The following is a 16,066-nucleotide window of genomic DNA, read 5'->3' on the forward strand; positions in this document are numbered from 1 at the left end:
ATATTGCTTTTTGGCTAAAAATTTTACTCAATAATAATTTTTACAAATTTAGTTATACCATCATAACTGACTGTTAATACAAGCTCACCAACTGCAGACTTGCTTGTTAATTTATATTTCGCTGCACTGGTACCCATAGACACTAACTCTTGTGTTAATAATGTTGTATCACTAAAGTGCCAATCAGCAAACTCTGATATATTTACTGGAGCAGTCGTGTTTTTAAAACCTGCCGTGACGGTTAATTCTATCGACTCATTTGCTTTTAGTGTAATCGTTTCTGCGCCATCGTTTATTGTCAACGATTCAAATGTTTCTCCTTTTATTTCAACTGTTGCAATGCCATTTACACCACCACAACTTGCATATAATTGTGAAACACCCGGTTTTAATGCGACTAAACTTCCTTTGTTTACTCCTGAAGCTGTAATACCAGCTAAATTAGCCGTACGTAGCTCCCAGTTAATATTTGTATCTATATCAAAAAGTGTTTTTGAAATAGTGCTTACTAGTTTTGCCTGAGATTTCACTTTGACCCTATCGCCTACATTAAGTGAAATAATACTGGTCGCTTTATTATCAAGGAGTACGCTTATGGTTTCCAAGTTCTTAGGGTCTGCATTAACGGTTAGTTGATTTGAAATGGTGCCTATTTTTCCTGTGATAGTTGTTGCTTCAATTTCACTATGAGTAGTATGTAAGATACCAGCAGTTTCATCAATTGTAGCAGTCGTTGTATTATCAACACTAAATACAATACCGTTTGTAACATTGAGAGACTTATAATTATCTTCATAAGTAACATCAGCTAATATTTGTGTATCAATACAGGTTAAAATATCAGTTGATAAACTTGAGTCTTGCTTTAATACCAATGAAGAAATGCCAACATCACTCACAGATACTTCTGCTTGTGCAGAAATATCATTAATAGTTGTGCCTTTAATTATAACGATGCCAGAGTTTTCAGTGGAACTTGCTACAGCTGTCACTAAGCCTTTATTACTGACAGTTGCAATACTTGTATCACTTGAAGTCCATTGTAATTCACTAGTGACATCTCTTTGATCATTATTTGTATCAATACCTAACGCTGTTAGCTGTTGTATTTCACCGGCCTTTAAACGTGTTTGTCCTCCACTAATGGTCACTGATTCTATAATTGTACCTTTGGCTCTTTGAGACTCTAACGCCACAGCTTTAGCTAAAGCTTCTGAGTCATTATCTGAATCACATCCTGCTAATAAAACACTTGAAGAAATACTCAATAAAATAACTAATTTTGAAAAGCGCATTCAATAATTCCTTTTAGAAATGATAATTAAAACCAAGGGTAATACCATTAATACTAATATCATGGTCATTATAGAGTGATTGATAACCCAGTTTTACCTGTGCATTCTCAAACGAAGGTATTTGTTGATAAAAAGATACACCCCAAGCGAAACCATTATAATCATCTGTGCCATTAAATGTATTTTCAGGACCTGTGACTGTAAGCTCACTACTAGCATAACCTAATGAAACATCGAGGCTAAAACCATTTACGGCAGTTGACTGCAGCAATAAAAAAAGTGCTTTACTATTTTCTAAGTCAAATTCCATATTATAAATGTTGTCAGATTTATTCGAAATTGAATACTGTGCCTCAACAGAGATTTGCTTATAAACAGTCGTTCCTAATCTAAATGATGTCATGCTAGGTTTTGCTTTTTCATCAGAAAATTTAATCTCAGAAAAAACATAATCTAAACCAATATAAGTAGAATCGGCAAAACTAGGCATTGATGCGCAAGCTAAAAATAAAAGAGAAATTGTTTTATTCATGGGTACCTAAATAATATCCTTTTAAAAGAGTCCGCATCATATAGAGAACCTACTTGCATTACCATATTAATTACAATTAATAACATTTTCAGTTTCTTATGCAATAAGCCTTGATTCAGCAGACTTCAAGCTGCTAATTTTGTTAAATATTTATTTTGATGTAAAAATAATAGTTCGGCTTCTTTATCGGTAATATTGATATTAAAAGTATTTAGTAAGATTTGTTGTAGCGCATTCGCACTTGTCACTTTATTGATATGTTCAATATTATTTAATTCATCAAAATGTGTAAAAGTCAGGTTACGGATCAGATAACGTTGATTTTTTTCTATACGAGAAACAACTAGATGGTTCACAAATGCCGCATTTTTGTGTTTATGACTATAAAAGTGTGAAATATCGCAATCTGTTTCAGTACTTTCAGATAAATCGAGTCTATACAAAATGACAGGTTTAATATCATCAGTTTTGATAACCCGATAAGTATCACTTTCATCAAATTCAACCTGATATTTAGCAAAAGGAATTTCTAAACTGGCACCTTTTACTAATGGAATTAAAGTCCTGGGTGTCATAACACCAAAACCTACATCTATTATGTACTGCTGTTTATTGAGTGTTAATAAAGTCAGTCTGTGGCTTCGACCATTTTCAGGATCACCATTTAGCATTACGCGGGCTATTAATGGTCGAACATCAAAACCAAGATGCTTTAACGCCAAATGAAAAATTTTATTATGCTCAAAACAATAACCCCCTCTTCTTTTGTTTATGACACGTTTAAAAAGAGCTTCGGGTTCCAAGCTTAACTCTTCACCAAGGATCACATTAATACTGCTAAAATTAAAAAACTTAATATGTGCTTTGATCATATGTTCAATTAAGTCATGATCATTTAAATTAAAAGGTAAATCTAACGAATTTAAATAGTCTGTTATATAGGTTGGCAATTCAAATCTCCAATATAATATAAGTTGTTTTTATGTTGAGGCCACTATAAAACCTCAACTTAACCTTAGGTAAAGTCTTTTCTACTATTATTTTGTATTTATCTCAACCTGCTTGCTTAAATTAAAACGCCCGTTTATTCTTCTTTGTTTAAGTACATGCAATAAGGTAACAAAATGAGTGGTTCTGCAGTTTATACAATAGGAATACCAGGTCAAAAATGGGGAAAAAAAGAAAAAGAAACTTGGTTATCCAAACAATCTATTAAACGCTCTTACCAAGATGAAGTTGTTACTAAAATTGAAAAACTTAAAAACCAATTTGATATAGCAACATATGGCGCGATTTCTTATGATGAAAATAAATATCCGCTTTATGTTATTACAAGCCTAAACTGGGATGAAACTAAACCAACAGTGTTAATTACAGGCGGTGTTCATGGCTATGAAACAAGTGGTGTTCATGGAGCATTAGGCTTTGTGAGTAGCCAAGCGCTAAATTATACCAATCAGTTTAACCTTATCATCACGCCTTGTATCAGCCCTTGGGGATATGAAACAATTAACCGCTGGAATCCTAATGCAGATGATCCCAATAGATCATTTTATGAAAATAGCCCAGCAGCAGAATCAGCGGCTTTAATGAAATATATTGCCTCACTCAATACAAAAATAACTGCACACATTGACTTACATGAAACAACTGACACAGACAATACTCAGTTCAGACCAGCGCTTGCTGCCCGCGATGCAACTGTGCATGATAATTGGAATATTCCAGATGGGTTTTACTTAGTAGGCGATACGTTAAATCCTGCGCCTGATTTTCAAGGCGCAATCATAAATAAAGTCAAAAGTATTACTCATATTGCTCCAGCTGATGGGCAAGGTAAAATAATCGGCTCTCCACTTGAACAAGAAGGTGTTATTAATTACCCAACTTCCAAACTTAGTCTATGCATTGGATTTACCCAGGCGACTTACTCAACCACAACGGAAGTTTATCCAGATAGTGATAATGTAACAGATGAAGAGTGCATAAATGCTCAAATTACTGCTATTACTGCTGGTCTTGATTATATTTCAGAAAAAAACAACCATATTTAATTAGTCTAAACTTATGCAATTTTTTTAATATTGCATAAGTTTCAAGAGATTAAATAAAACATTCTATTTAACAATTGCATAATTTAAATTAAATTTAAGTAATTATTACTGAGAATTAATTATTCCAACAAGATGAAGTTATACAATCTCCCTATAGTAATTCTGCGTTCAACATAAATTATCAGAGGTAGTTTTGATAATGAAAACATAGGATTATTTAATGGCCTTATTTTTAACAAGTACACTATTATCATTAGCCACGTTTTTTACGGTTTTTTCAGCAGCAGCAAAACAAAGTTCATATATAACAAATCTTAAAAATATGAATTTTGATCAACTGAGCGCTCATAACGATATTGCATTTGAAGGTGATCAAATTTGGTTTAAAGGTACGGCTGTTTCTATGCTAAATACTTGTATGTCAGACTCAAAAACATTAAGAACAAATGAAAAGAAAACCATTGAAATTTTAGATGAGGAAGACTTAATCATTACAGGTTTTGACTACTTATATACACCGATTAGTACCACTAAAGCGATTGTGAATGGCGATACTGTTATTTACACAAAAAACCAAATTAAAACTCAAAAAGATATATACATTGTCACTAACGATGATGATATGGATTCTGATTTCTTATTTTCAAAACAATTTACAGTTCCATACTGCTAGTCATCCTTAGAAATAACCATCTTAAAAGATTAACTTATTCTCTTGAGATGGTTATTGAATCAATCACAAAATCCTTTACGTAAAAAATCACTTTTACATTGATTATAGTTTTCCTCAGTGCAATTAATATATTTAATCGCTAAAAGATATTGTTCTTGCAAACATTTTTCCTCTTTTGCAAGTTCATATTCATTCATGACGATATGCATCGCCTCTATCGTTGCCTCAGTTTCACCTAAGCCAATATCTACTTCATCAGGTTCAAAGTTATCAAGCATCCAAATTTGAAGTTTTTGAATTGAAATCTCTGATTCCCCCCAAGATGTTATAATATTAATCAATGCCGATTTTGTGATTTGATTTTTATGCATGTTTATCTCTATTTATTCTCTTTTCTTAAATTTATATATAAAACGATCCGTTTTACCGCGAAGTTTATCTTCAAAAACACTCATAGATAAGTCGTCTTCAGGATTCGCTAAATAAAAAGCTTGTTCAACTAATACAAAGCCAGCCTCTTCCAGTTGATATTTTACAATATTTGAGTCAATACGATGCACTGAGTTTGGCGCTTCTAAGCCAGATCCCTTATGAGCATGGTGATCAATAATAATAAAAACACCATCATCTTTAAGGCTTGCCTTAATTTTTGCTAAAGCAGCTTTATGATCAACCTCAGCTTCACGAAATATCGTCTTTTTACCGTCAGAAATATCATAAGTAAAAAACAAATCGTGGTAATTAAGTGCTGTGAAAGCAATATCGATACTTTTTTCTGGTATGTTTATATCTGGAAGATCAATTTTATCTAATCTAGTAAGGTTTTTTAGGCGGTTGTTTTTTGTTCTTTTTTCAATTCGCTTTTGTGCAAAACGCCAAATAACACTGTCATTTTGTACATATACTTTACCCTTATCTCCAACAGCCATTGAAAATAATTCAGAGTACCAACCTCCTCCTGCAAATATATCTAATATATGATCTCCTTTTGCAATACCAGAAAAGTGCATTATTTGAGCTGGCTTTCTTGATTGATCTCTTTGGCTATCATTTTCTTGTCTGTTAGGAGCAGCCAAATAAGCATTTAACTGTTCTAATGTTAATGCTTGCTCCTTTTCATTCGCATGTAACCTATCAATACTTGTCACTAAAATTAGTAAAAATAGTATTTTAAAACCAAAATTAAATTTTATCATTTGCGCACACTTGTTATTATTAGAGTAATACATATTAAATCTATAAATAATAAAAATCATTAATTTAAAGATTTAATATACACAATTATTTCTTATATCACTTGATAACGGAATTTTGTATGGACAATAAATATTACATTCGATCATGCTCACAAAAAGAGCTTCATACAATTTTAAAATGGGCAGAGTTAGAAGACTGGAACCCAGGTCTTTACGACTATGAAAGTTTTTATGCTGCTGACAATATGGGATTTTTATTAGGGATTTTAAATAATCAACCCATAGCGTGTATTTCTATTGTGAAATATCCTGACAATTTTTCATTTTTAGGTTTTTATATTGTTAAGCCTGAGTTTAGAGGTCAAGGCTATGGTTTTCAGTTATGGCAGCATGCAATAAAACAATTAAGTAAATATAATATTGCACTTGATGGTGTTATTGAACAGCAAAATAACTATAAAAAGTCAGGGTTTAAATTTGCTTATTCAAATATTCGTTATCAAGGCATTAGTAAAACGAATACAATTAACACAGAGAATTCACCTCAGTTATTAACTGATTTATTACACTACAAACCTAACATTGTTAATGAAATTATCTCTTATGATAAAGATTTTTTTCCCACTGATCGTCGTATTTTTTTGAAGGCTTGGTTAAATCAAACTAAAAGTAAAGTGATTATACAATTAGAAAAAGGTAAAATCTCAGGTTATGGTGTTATCAGGCCGTGTATTTCAGGTTATAAAATAGGCCCTTTATTTGCTAATTCACCCAATATAGGTGAATCAATTTATGTGTCATTAATTAATCAGGTAGAAAATAATAAAAAGTGCTATCTTGATATTCCAGAAACAAATGCAGATGCCCTCACTTTAGCAAAAAAGTATAATATGATAAAAGTTTTTGAAACGGCTCGTATGTATACTCTAAACGAACCTGAAATATCCTCTTCACGTACCTTCGGTGTCACTACATTTGAGTTAGGCTGATCTCTTATTGGATAAAGTAATCTTAACCTATTATTGTGCATTACTTTTACATTTATAACACAATACAATTTAAATAATACTTATTAAATTGCTTAATATTATCAATCTTTTATTGCACTAAAATCATCTTACATACGACGTGATCTAGAAGAAATTCTGCTACCAGTCCTAATTTTTGTATTATTTAAGTTAGGGTTAACAAATGAAAATAATTTAGTTTCTCTCATCACAATTTCATTACCGTTAACTTTACCTGGAGTAAAGCGCCATTTTTTCATCGCTTTTCTAACTGATTTTTTTAAATAACTTTTAGTATCACCCATAAATTCTATATCGGACGCTTTTCCATCTAAGTTAACATTAAATGAAATAACAACATCGCCAACATATCCTTTTCTTTGCGCAACTTCAGAATAATCAGGTTTAATCATTTTTAAAGCTTTTGGTGGGATCACTAAAGGTTTATATTCATTAGAATCAACAACTGCAATTTTATTTGTAATTAGTGGTAATGTTTCAATTTTAGAATTTAATTCAGCAATTTTTTCTACTGGTTTATTTTCTCTGTTCTTTGTTTTTACTGTTATTTTTTTTTGTTCTGGAGCTACTTCTAACACTAGTTCAGTTTTATTCAATAAAGAAGGCTTTTGGGTTTCTCTATGCTTTTCTACTATGACTTGCTTCTTTTCCAAAACATCATTTTCAATACTTGGTGATTGATTAAGTATAACTTTTTGTTGCTTTTGTATTGGAATATCGACTGTAGTTAATTTTTTAGCTCCTTGCTGTTCCTTAGATTTGTCAGGGGCTATTTGAACTGAAATATCATTTAAGTTTTCTTTAATTTCAGGCTTTACAAGCATAAGTTGTTTATTTTTTAAAGTCTCTAAATACTCATCAGTTACAGTATTACTCATTCCAATTACTTTATGAGTACTAAATAATAAACATACGACAGCTAAACCAATTAAACCTGCCATACCACGGTTTGCATATTTAGGGGTACATGAGTGCTCACCGACTACTCTTGAAACACGGCTTCTTAAATGTCCACCTGTAGCTGCCATTGCCATTAAAGGAATTGTTCTTGGTCTCAGTTCTTCTGCATGTAAAAGCGCTTTAGCATAAGATATTTTTTCACAGAAATGTGTTGCGGCAATATCATCACAACAATACTCACGGTCGATTCTGATTTGTTTTGAAATCCATTTGACCCCAGGATGAAAAAATAAAAATACTTCAACGAGTGACTGTATTAAGTTTACAAAATAATCATGCCTTTTAACATGCGCTAATTCATGCGCAATCAGTAACCTTAACTGTTCTTCTGTTAACCCAGTGATCATATTTAATGGTACTAAAACAACGGGTTTAAGCCATCCAATCACCATAGGAACATCGACTATTTTAGACACTCTTAAGGTTACATTTTGTGAAATCGATAACTCTTCTTTTAAAGATAAAAACAGTTCACTCAGCCACCGTTGAGGTTTAGAAACATGTGACTTAGGTAATTTATAAACTGAAAAAAGCTCTTTGCAATAGCCAATACTGAAGTAAATAACTCCCAACATCCATATAACAGATAACCAAGGTAATAAATTTTTAATATCAAACTCTTGCATATTAAACAATACAGAAACAATTTCTGGTTCAGATAATAAAGGCGCTGCATGTGATATTGAAGCATTAGATATGGATTGTGGTTCATTTATAATTAAAAAAGTAAGAACCGGAGAAATTAAGCACAATACCAATACAAAAAGGCTGACGTTATATCTTAAATTTGAATATTTATTACTGATTAACTTTAAAAATGCAGCTAGAAATACAGCTAATACAGATCCTTGCCATATAAAATGAAGTAAGGTTAGTGATAATGTTTTAAAAACAGGATTACTTAAAAAAGTATCAAAAAAGAAAAAGTCCATTTAGTTGTCTCTATTTTTTATTTTGTTCTTCTAATGTATTGAGCAGCTCTCTAATTTCATTAATTTCGTCTGAACTTGCTTTTTCGCCTAATGCGCTCACAACAAGGTCATATTTAGAACCACCAAATGCTTTTGATAGTATGTCTTTTATTAATGAATTTTGCGTTTTTCCAGATGACTCTTTAGCCTTATATAAATGCGCCCGACTTGACTCATCTCTTTGAACTAGCCCTTTTTCATGCATTACCTGCATTGTTTTGAGTGTTGTAGTATAACCAGTTGACTGAGTCAAAGATAAAACTTCATGAACTTGGCGTACGGTAGACGGCTGAACCTTCCATAAAATATTAAGAATATTAAGTTCAGCTTTTGTTGGTACCGTTTTTTTTGTCATTCTTTCTTGCCTATTTTTTTAAATAAAGTTCACATGCCTAATATACGAAATCAATCGTAAATAGCAACAATTAATTTACTATTGAGACATAATTGATTGTCTTACTTGGTAACTTTGATGGTTTTTCAAACTAACCCCACCAAAATAAGATTTATATATACCTAGTTTTTCCAATACCGGATTTACATTTGGAAAACTTCGATTTAAAGCTTCTTGATATAATAGCTTAGTAAAAATATTAGTCCCTGATAAAGAATCCAATTTAGCTGTAAATTTTTCAGCAGACCAAGGGCCTTTCTCAGTTATACAACATTTAACAAACTTGTTTATAATATCAAATAAGCTTGTCTTTTTGCGCTCTCTCAATGCGACATCTACAATAAGAAAATATGCAGCACCTCCCCAGTAATAATGCATTGTTTCATTTGTTTGCCGTAAATTAAGGCCATTCTCATCACGCATACCACGTTCAAATCCATCCAGCATTTTCTCCCAGCCTTCTAAATCGTTTGTAAAACCAGCTCTTGCTCTTAATACAACCTGATAATAAGTCGCTAACCCTTCTGATAACCATAAATCTTCAGTATTAAATTTAGGTAAATATAAATGACTTAGTTCATGTACAGCAGTCCAATCTTGATAAAACGTTTCTATTTTAAGGTTCTTATCTACATAAAATTGAACGGATGCACCACCTCCTCTTTGAACTTCCGCCCATGGAACAGGCCCATTGTTTGAAGAAATTTCTGTGATCAGTATTTGCACTGGCCTTTGTGGAAATAGCCCAGTGTGTTGGTCTAAAATATTTGCCATATCTTGAACCCATTTTATATATTCATTCTGTCTTTTATGATTATTTAAACCAATGAGTGCTAATTCCAATTTCGCATTACCAAATATAAGACTTTCTAACCTAATATTTCCTATAACAGTTTTACTTTCATATTCGATTGCATTTCTTTTCAATATAAATGTGACATCATTTTTAATTTTTTTCGCCTTAGGAAAAGGGGTTGATATTTGATGCTGTAAATTATTTAAATTAAACTTTATATATACCTTTTGCTCATTTTTTGGGTAAAACAACCAATCTCGATTATCAATAAAGACTGTATTTTTAATTGCATACTTTTCAGCTTTTTTTAAACTTTGATTTAGATTTACTTGATAAGCTAAGCAATCACCTAATTTAGTATTTCCAATATAAAGCTTGTTACTATAGAGATTTAAGCCTCTTCTATCACCACTTTTAGATATGATATTCAGTGAAGTAATATTAAACAGCGCGTTTGAACGACCTAATTCAAATAGTGAAGGCAAGACTGTAGATGAGCAAATATCAACCTTAATGTTTTTTAAATCTTTAGATATATCAACAAAGTAATCTATTTTTGCAAAAAGTATTGATGGAAAAAACAACATGAAAACATAAAAACAGTGCATCAGACTTCCTTTATTTCACTTTAATAACCAAATCCAACAATTTATAAACTGAATTCAAATAGCACATCAATTACACTTAATAATCTATCCAAAAAGTAGACCGGGGTTTTTCTATAATAATTACGAAGCGTGGCTAAAATATTAAAACTCTCCAAGGTATTGTTTTATAAAACATCAATTAACCCGCTTATTTTTTATTCGGTAATGAGTTAAAAAAAGATTGTTGCATTTAGAAGGATAATGTAAACTTGCGCAAAATTTGTACTGGAGAGCTTATGCATTACCCTAAATTCATTTACGAAGCATTACCATATTTATATTTTTGCGCTGGCATTATTCTTATACATGAAAATACTCATTTTATATTTTCAATTATTGGATCTTTGCTTTTTTTATTTGGTGCAGGAATTTGGATAGTACGTTCAAATCACCGTCGCATAGATATAACAGGGCATTTTATTAAAAGCGAACTGTTACAAGACTTGTCTCAGAAATTATATGAATTTAGACCTTTTGTCTGCCTTCTCATATCTTTGCTTAGTGTCGAGTATATAGATACATCTTGGGTTGAGGGGCCTTCAATTATTTTATTGATCATTGCCATTTGGATTTTAACATTACGTATATCGAATAGGCATTTAAATACTAAAAAGAGTAAAGACCTCACTTCTTACTAAGAAAGATTAGGGCATATTTTTCGAATTTTAAAACCATTTATATGCTCTAAATAACAGACTTAATGACTTTTATATTTAATCTTTTTGCAACACGATTTAAATTTGCCCTATCTGTTTGTAACCTTCGAGCTGTTGCAGCCCAATTGCCATTTTCTTCAGATAATGCATTTTTTATTAACGCTCTTTGAAAATCATCCGTTGCTTCTCTTAGATTAACTTGTATTTTATTCTGGATAACTTGTGTTTCATGGGGTGAAACTAGTTTATCTTGAAGTTGAGTTGTTATTAAAGAACCGCAATCTTCTTTTTCAATCGAAATTATCGCTTTATTTTTTTGTCGTGCCCGTGCTTTTAAAGCAGCACGACTGATCACATGCTCTAATTCTCTCACATTACCAGGCCAGTTATATTCATTAAGATAACTCACCGCACCAGAATCAATTTTTAATTGATTCAAACCCAGTTTACGCCCCACTTTTCCAACAAAATATCCCGCTAGTAATTGAACATCCCCATAACGTTCATTTAATGCCGGTACTCTTACTGGGTAAACACTTAGCCTATGATATAAATCGGCACGAAAACGATTACCATCAACCTCTTCTTGTAAGTTTCTATTTGTTGCAGCAAATATGCGTACATTTACTTCTTCTACATTATCTTGACCAACTGGCTGGATTTCATTATTTTGAATAGCACGTAAGATTTTACTTTGTGCAGCTAATGGCAATTCACCAATTTCATCTAAAAATAAAGTGCCATTATTCGCAATTGCAAATTTTCCAGCTCTATTTTGTTCAGCTCCCGTAAAAGCACCTTTAACATGACCAAATAGCTCACTTTCAATTAAGTTTTCTGGTAATGCAGCGCAATTAACATACACTAAAGGTCCGTTTGATCTTAACGATTTTTGATGTAAAGTTCGGGCGACGAGTTCTTTTCCCACTCCAGTTTCACCATAAATCAAAATGTTAAAATCAGAAGCTGCAACAATATCAAGCTCTTGCTTTAGCTTTTGCATAATATTGCTTTGACCTATCAGCTCTCCCCCATCTCGCATTAACGCTTCTTCCGTTAATTCAGCAACCACTTTTTGTGAGTGTATTGCTTGAGACTCTAGCTGATCTATCATCAAAGCTGTATTTAATGTCGCAGCAGCAATTGCTGATATCATTTCTAACGTTCGATTTGGAATATTTTCAAATAAATGAGGGGTTAAACTGTCAATCGTTAATAACCCTAATAACTTATTATCAAAATACAGGGGTAAGCCCATGCAAGAATGTACGGGTAAGTCACCCTCTTTATCTATCAATAAACCATCGTATGGATCGGGTAATGGGCTATCAGCAGCAAATCGAATCGGGATAGTTGAAAGACATAATTGCTCAAACCTCGGATGTTCGTTAATAATAAACCGCCGACCTAAAGTATCTCTACTTAACCCTTGTAAAGCTAATGGTTTAAGTACATCTTGATGATAAGATAATAAAGCGACTGCATCACACTGAATTGTCTTTCTAACGGTATCAAGTAAACGATCAAATCTGTGCTCTGAAGTTAAACTTTTAGCTAAATCTAAAGCTAATTCAATTAACGCTGAAGAGGTGATTTCATTCATATTTATGCATATTCAAGTATTTTTTCAACAATACCTTAGAGTCTTTATGACTACAAGATTTAGATCAATCATTTAATTTATAATGAACATACATATGTATCATCGATTTTTAGTTTAAACCCCGATAAAATACAGTAAAACACAATTAGATTAAATTTGATGAATACAGCATTTTCTTTTTCGACAAGTTATATTTTAGATCACACTCATTTTAGTGAATGTTATTCACAGTCAGTGACCATTGATACAAGCATTAAAGCTTATTACAAATCAATCGGTATTTTTTTAGCCGGATTCATTTTAATATTCACCGAATTAAATAAATACCTAGCTTGGTTTATTTTATGTTTAGGTGTCATTGAAGCGCTCAATGTTTATTACAATAAGGCTTGGTGGTTGATGCGCCAAAAACTCAGTAAAGCCGCGGGTAATACTGTTAATTTAACAATCAATGAAACAGGTGTGACTGTCAAATCTATCTATATTGATTCAACAACATTATGGATTGATATAAATGAGATACAACAAACTGAAAAAGGTTTTTTGCTTAAATTAACAAATAGCACCAGTTATATTTCTAATCGATGTTTATCTGATGATGCAAAAAATTACATCATCAAAAGAATAGATATTAAATAATTTCAAAATTGTCAGCATCTAAATAAGCTGGAAACTTTGCTTTAAATTGAGTCAGTTCATCTATATTTAACTGCATCCTTACAACTTGCTCTTTATTATTTTTCGCACAACTTAATGTTTCTCCTGAAAAATCATATAATGCAGTCCCCCCACAGTGAGCGACTGCATTACCATCTTCCCCAACTCTATTAACACCAATAACATAAGCTTGGTTTTCGATTGCTCTGGCCATTAATAAAGTATCCCAAATCTTCCTTCTTGCACTTGGCCAATTTGCAACATTAACTATTAAATCATAATCTTGATTATTTCTAGCCCAAACAGGAAAGCGTAAATCATAACAAACCAAAGGTAATATTTTTACACCTTTAATTGTGATTACCTTTCGCTCATTTCCTTGTAAGACATAATCACCTTCATTGCCTAAACGAAATAAATGGCGCTTATCATAGAACTCGACTCTACCGGATGGAAATACCCAGTAAAACCGATTTACTTTTTTCTGTGCATATTTAACTAAAACAGAGCCTGCCATTACAGCATTATATTTTTTAGCACTTTCTTTCAACCAATCAAGTACTTGGCTACTTTCCTCAACTTCTTCAACATCAGGCTTATTAATGCAAAACCCTGTAGAAAATGTTTCAGGTAGTAAAATTAAGTCAATATTTGTATTAATTTCAGTACGAATAAGATCATCTATGTGGGATAAGTTTCTTGTTTTATCAAGCCATTTGATATCAAGCTGCACTGCAGCAATATTTAAAGTTTGCATAATATACTCGCGGCTTTTAATAAAGTTTCATCATTTTTAGCAAAACATAAACGAATAATTTTTTCATCATAATCACCTTCATAAAAAGGGCTTAAAGGTATAGCAGCAACACCCACTTCCTTGGTAAGCCAATGACAAAAATCCTTATCACTTAAGTCTGAAATATCTGAGTAATCTAGCAAAATAAAATATGTACCTTTTGATATAAAAGTTTTAAACCTTGAATGAGATAAAGCGTTTAGCAATAAATTACGCTTTTTCTGATAAAAAGCACCCAGCTCGTTTATATGCTCAGGGTGAGTTTCTAACATATTCGCAACCGCAAGCTGCGCAGGTGTAAAACTTGAAAAAGTGACATATTGATGAATTTTTCTAAATTCATCAGCTAAAGGCTTAGGTGCAATGCAGTAGCCGAGTTTCCAACCGGTGCAATGGAATGTTTTACCAAAACTAGAGATAACAAAAGTTCTTTTAAATAGTTCAGGATATTTAAGTGCACTTTCATGTTGCTGTCCATCAAAAGTAATAAATTCATATACTTCATCGCTAATGACATAAAAATTATGTTTATGTGCCAACTCACTCAAAACAATTAAATCATTTTCACTTAATAAAGTACCTGTAGGGTTATGCGGTGTATTTATAATAATGGCTTTCGTACTTGCTGTAATAGCATTTTCAACATCATTCCAGTTTATTTTATATTCTGGAGAAACTAAGGGGATATGAATACATTTTCCTCCAGCTAAAGAAACAGCTGGTTCATAAGAGTCGTAAGCGGGATCAAATACAATAACTTCATCACCATTATTTACAATCGTTTGAATCGCTACAAATAATGCTTCTGTCGCGCCACTGGTAACACTGATAGATTCTAAACCATTTAAAGTCGTATCATAACGACGATAGATCAACGCCTCTATTTGCTTCAATAAATCCGGCATGCCATTTGATGGTGAATACTGATTATTACCCGACCTAACCTCATTTGAAATGCTATCTTTTAAAAATTCAGGTGTATCAAATTCAGGAAAACCTTGAGATAAATTAATCGCATCATATTGGTTTGCTAATAATGACATTTCGGTGAATATGCTTGTCGCGAGGTTTGGTAATTTACTTTTAAAATTATTTCTTTGCATGACTTTAAAACTCATTAAATAAATATAAACGTATTTTATAATGCGTTTTATCATTTATTTCATAGAATCCCAATAAAATAGTCAATAATATTTAAAATTAAGGCTTATTTTCATTAACCCAATTTCGCATACATACAATATCCATATCAGCATAAAGTTTAATTAAATTTTCAACCTGGATAATTGTTAAATTTTGACGTTTACAATGCTGTCTTAAGTCTGGATGTTCTGAGTCTTCAAAAGCCATTAATACAGAAAATGCAGCATCATTTATTTTACCTATTTGTAAAACATGGCCTTCAGAAGTAGAAAAGGTCATATACGGTGCATGGTACTTTTGTATTTCACTTTTACATGAAATTAAAGGTTTCCAATTAAAGCTTCTAAAAACATCTAAGTATGCGTGTTTATCTGATATTTTTAATTCATCACTATAAGAGACACTTACAGAAATATTTTGTTCGGATACAGTTTTCATCTTTTCCTAAAAATAAATTTTTGACAACTTTATATCAATTCTAATTTAATAACTGTATCAGATGAAATTAATATGGATTTTATTACAAAGAATAAATATAAGAAGATTAATGATTGTTTTTTGAATTTAACTTTTAAAATGGTGCCCGAGGCCGGACTTGAACCGGCACACTCTAAGAGCGAGGGATTTTAAATCCCTTGTGTCTACCAATTCCACCACTCGGGCAT

At 31.9% G+C, this 16,066-nt stretch carries 17 protein-coding genes and 1 tRNA gene; 5 read left to right on the forward strand and 13 right to left on the reverse strand.

Annotated features, from left to right (window positions below; translation table 11 throughout):
• Window positions 1-23 precede the first annotated feature (23 nt).
• The 3 genes from BM088_RS20890 to BM088_RS20900 form a co-directional block, all read right to left on the reverse strand.
• A complete protein-coding gene (locus tag BM088_RS20890) occupies window positions 24-1,295 on the reverse strand; it encodes an Ig-like domain-containing protein (protein WP_091989379.1) in 1,272 nt (423 codons plus the stop codon).
• A gap of 13 nt (window positions 1,296-1,308) precedes the next feature.
• Window positions 1,309-1,827 (reverse strand): outer membrane beta-barrel protein, encoded by a 519-nt coding sequence (locus BM088_RS20895; protein WP_091989382.1) that lies wholly within the window; start codon window positions 1,825-1,827, stop codon window positions 1,309-1,311.
• Between the two features lie 125 nt (window positions 1,828-1,952).
• Window positions 1,953-2,777 carry an arylamine N-acetyltransferase family protein gene (locus BM088_RS20900; RefSeq protein WP_091989385.1) on the reverse strand — a complete coding sequence of 275 codons (825 nt, stop codon included), beginning with the start codon at window positions 2,775-2,777 and terminating at the stop codon, window positions 1,953-1,955.
• 174 nt (window positions 2,778-2,951) lie between these two features.
• On the opposite strand from BM088_RS20900, the gene BM088_RS20905 reads away from it, so the two are divergent.
• Both BM088_RS20905 and BM088_RS20910 read left to right on the forward strand, forming a co-directional pair.
• A complete protein-coding gene (locus tag BM088_RS20905; RefSeq protein WP_091989388.1) occupies window positions 2,952-3,881 on the forward strand; it encodes a M14 family metallopeptidase in 930 nt (309 codons plus the stop codon).
• A gap of 220 nt (window positions 3,882-4,101) precedes the next feature.
• Window positions 4,102-4,554, forward strand: a complete 453-nt coding sequence (locus BM088_RS20910) for a hypothetical protein (RefSeq protein WP_091989391.1) — start codon at window positions 4,102-4,104, stop codon at window positions 4,552-4,554.
• Between the two features lie 59 nt (window positions 4,555-4,613).
• Here the strand turns inward: BM088_RS20910 and BM088_RS20915 are convergent, their stop codons facing one another.
• Both BM088_RS20915 and BM088_RS20920 read right to left on the reverse strand, forming a co-directional pair.
• A complete protein-coding gene (locus BM088_RS20915) occupies window positions 4,614-4,925 on the reverse strand; it encodes a hypothetical protein (RefSeq protein WP_091989394.1) in 312 nt (103 codons plus the stop codon).
• A gap of 12 nt (window positions 4,926-4,937) precedes the next feature.
• The gene (locus tag BM088_RS20920) at window positions 4,938-5,750 is read right to left on the reverse strand and encodes a class I SAM-dependent methyltransferase (protein WP_143085130.1); all 813 of its coding nucleotides are present in this window, start codon (window positions 5,748-5,750) and stop codon (window positions 4,938-4,940) included.
• Window positions 5,751-5,869: 119 nt separating this feature from the next.
• Here BM088_RS20920 and BM088_RS20925 point away from each other — a divergent pair, with 119 nt between their 5' ends.
• The gene (locus tag BM088_RS20925) at window positions 5,870-6,739 is read left to right on the forward strand and encodes a GNAT family N-acetyltransferase (RefSeq protein WP_091989396.1); all 870 of its coding nucleotides are present in this window, start codon (window positions 5,870-5,872) and stop codon (window positions 6,737-6,739) included.
• A gap of 128 nt (window positions 6,740-6,867) precedes the next feature.
• On the opposite strand, the gene BM088_RS20930 is transcribed toward BM088_RS20925, so the two are convergent.
• The 3 genes from BM088_RS20930 to BM088_RS20940 all read right to left on the reverse strand — a co-directional run bounded on the left by BM088_RS20930 (window position 6,868) and on the right by BM088_RS20940 (window position 10,507).
• Window positions 6,868-8,670, reverse strand: coding sequence for a M56 family metallopeptidase (locus tag BM088_RS20930; protein ID WP_091989399.1), 1,803 nt, complete (start codon window positions 8,668-8,670; stop codon window positions 6,868-6,870).
• 10 nt (window positions 8,671-8,680) lie between these two features.
• Entirely contained in the window at window positions 8,681-9,064 is a 384-nt protein-coding gene (locus BM088_RS20935; RefSeq protein ID WP_091989402.1) for a BlaI/MecI/CopY family transcriptional regulator, read from the reverse strand.
• 78 nt (window positions 9,065-9,142) lie between these two features.
• Window positions 9,143-10,507 (reverse strand): hypothetical protein, encoded by a 1,365-nt coding sequence (locus tag BM088_RS20940; RefSeq protein ID WP_091989405.1) that lies wholly within the window; start codon window positions 10,505-10,507, stop codon window positions 9,143-9,145.
• A 275-nt stretch (window positions 10,508-10,782) separates the two neighbouring features.
• Between BM088_RS20940 and BM088_RS20945 the strand changes: the two genes are divergently transcribed.
• On the forward strand, window positions 10,783-11,184 hold the full coding sequence (locus tag BM088_RS20945; protein ID WP_091989408.1) for a hypothetical protein: 402 nt from the start codon (window positions 10,783-10,785) through the stop codon (window positions 11,182-11,184).
• A 46-nt stretch (window positions 11,185-11,230) separates the two neighbouring features.
• On the opposite strand, the gene norR is transcribed toward BM088_RS20945, so the two are convergent.
• Complete coding sequence (norR, locus tag BM088_RS20950) at window positions 11,231-12,805, reverse strand: nitric oxide reductase transcriptional regulator NorR (protein ID WP_091989411.1); 1,575 nt, start codon at window positions 12,803-12,805, stop codon at window positions 11,231-11,233.
• A gap of 159 nt (window positions 12,806-12,964) precedes the next feature.
• On the opposite strand from norR, the gene BM088_RS20955 reads away from it, so the two are divergent.
• Window positions 12,965-13,444: a YcxB family protein gene (locus BM088_RS20955; RefSeq protein ID WP_091989413.1), complete on the forward strand. Its 480-nt coding sequence runs from the start codon at window positions 12,965-12,967 to the stop codon at window positions 13,442-13,444.
• Here the strand turns inward: BM088_RS20955 and BM088_RS20960 are convergent.
• The 4 genes from BM088_RS20960 to BM088_RS20975 form a co-directional block, all read right to left on the reverse strand.
• Window positions 13,437-14,219, reverse strand: coding sequence for an amidohydrolase (locus BM088_RS20960; RefSeq protein WP_091989416.1), 783 nt, complete (start codon window positions 14,217-14,219; stop codon window positions 13,437-13,439). The two genes, BM088_RS20955 and BM088_RS20960, sit on opposite strands and share 8 nt — an antisense overlap.
• Window positions 14,207-15,361 (reverse strand): methionine aminotransferase, encoded by a 1,155-nt coding sequence (locus tag BM088_RS20965; protein ID WP_091989424.1) that lies wholly within the window; start codon window positions 15,359-15,361, stop codon window positions 14,207-14,209. The genes BM088_RS20960 and BM088_RS20965 overlap by 13 nt, the downstream gene beginning before the upstream one ends.
• 97 nt (window positions 15,362-15,458) lie before the next feature.
• Complete coding sequence (locus BM088_RS20970) at window positions 15,459-15,839, reverse strand: hypothetical protein (protein ID WP_091989418.1); 381 nt, start codon at window positions 15,837-15,839, stop codon at window positions 15,459-15,461.
• A gap of 139 nt (window positions 15,840-15,978) precedes the next feature.
• A tRNA-Leu gene (locus BM088_RS20975) sits at window positions 15,979-16,064 on the reverse strand.
• Window positions 16,065-16,066: the final 2 nt, after the last annotated feature.

The organism is Pseudoalteromonas denitrificans DSM 6059, from assembly GCF_900112265.1.
GTDB classification, from domain to species: Bacteria; Pseudomonadota; Gammaproteobacteria; order Enterobacterales; family Alteromonadaceae; genus Pseudoalteromonas; species Pseudoalteromonas denitrificans.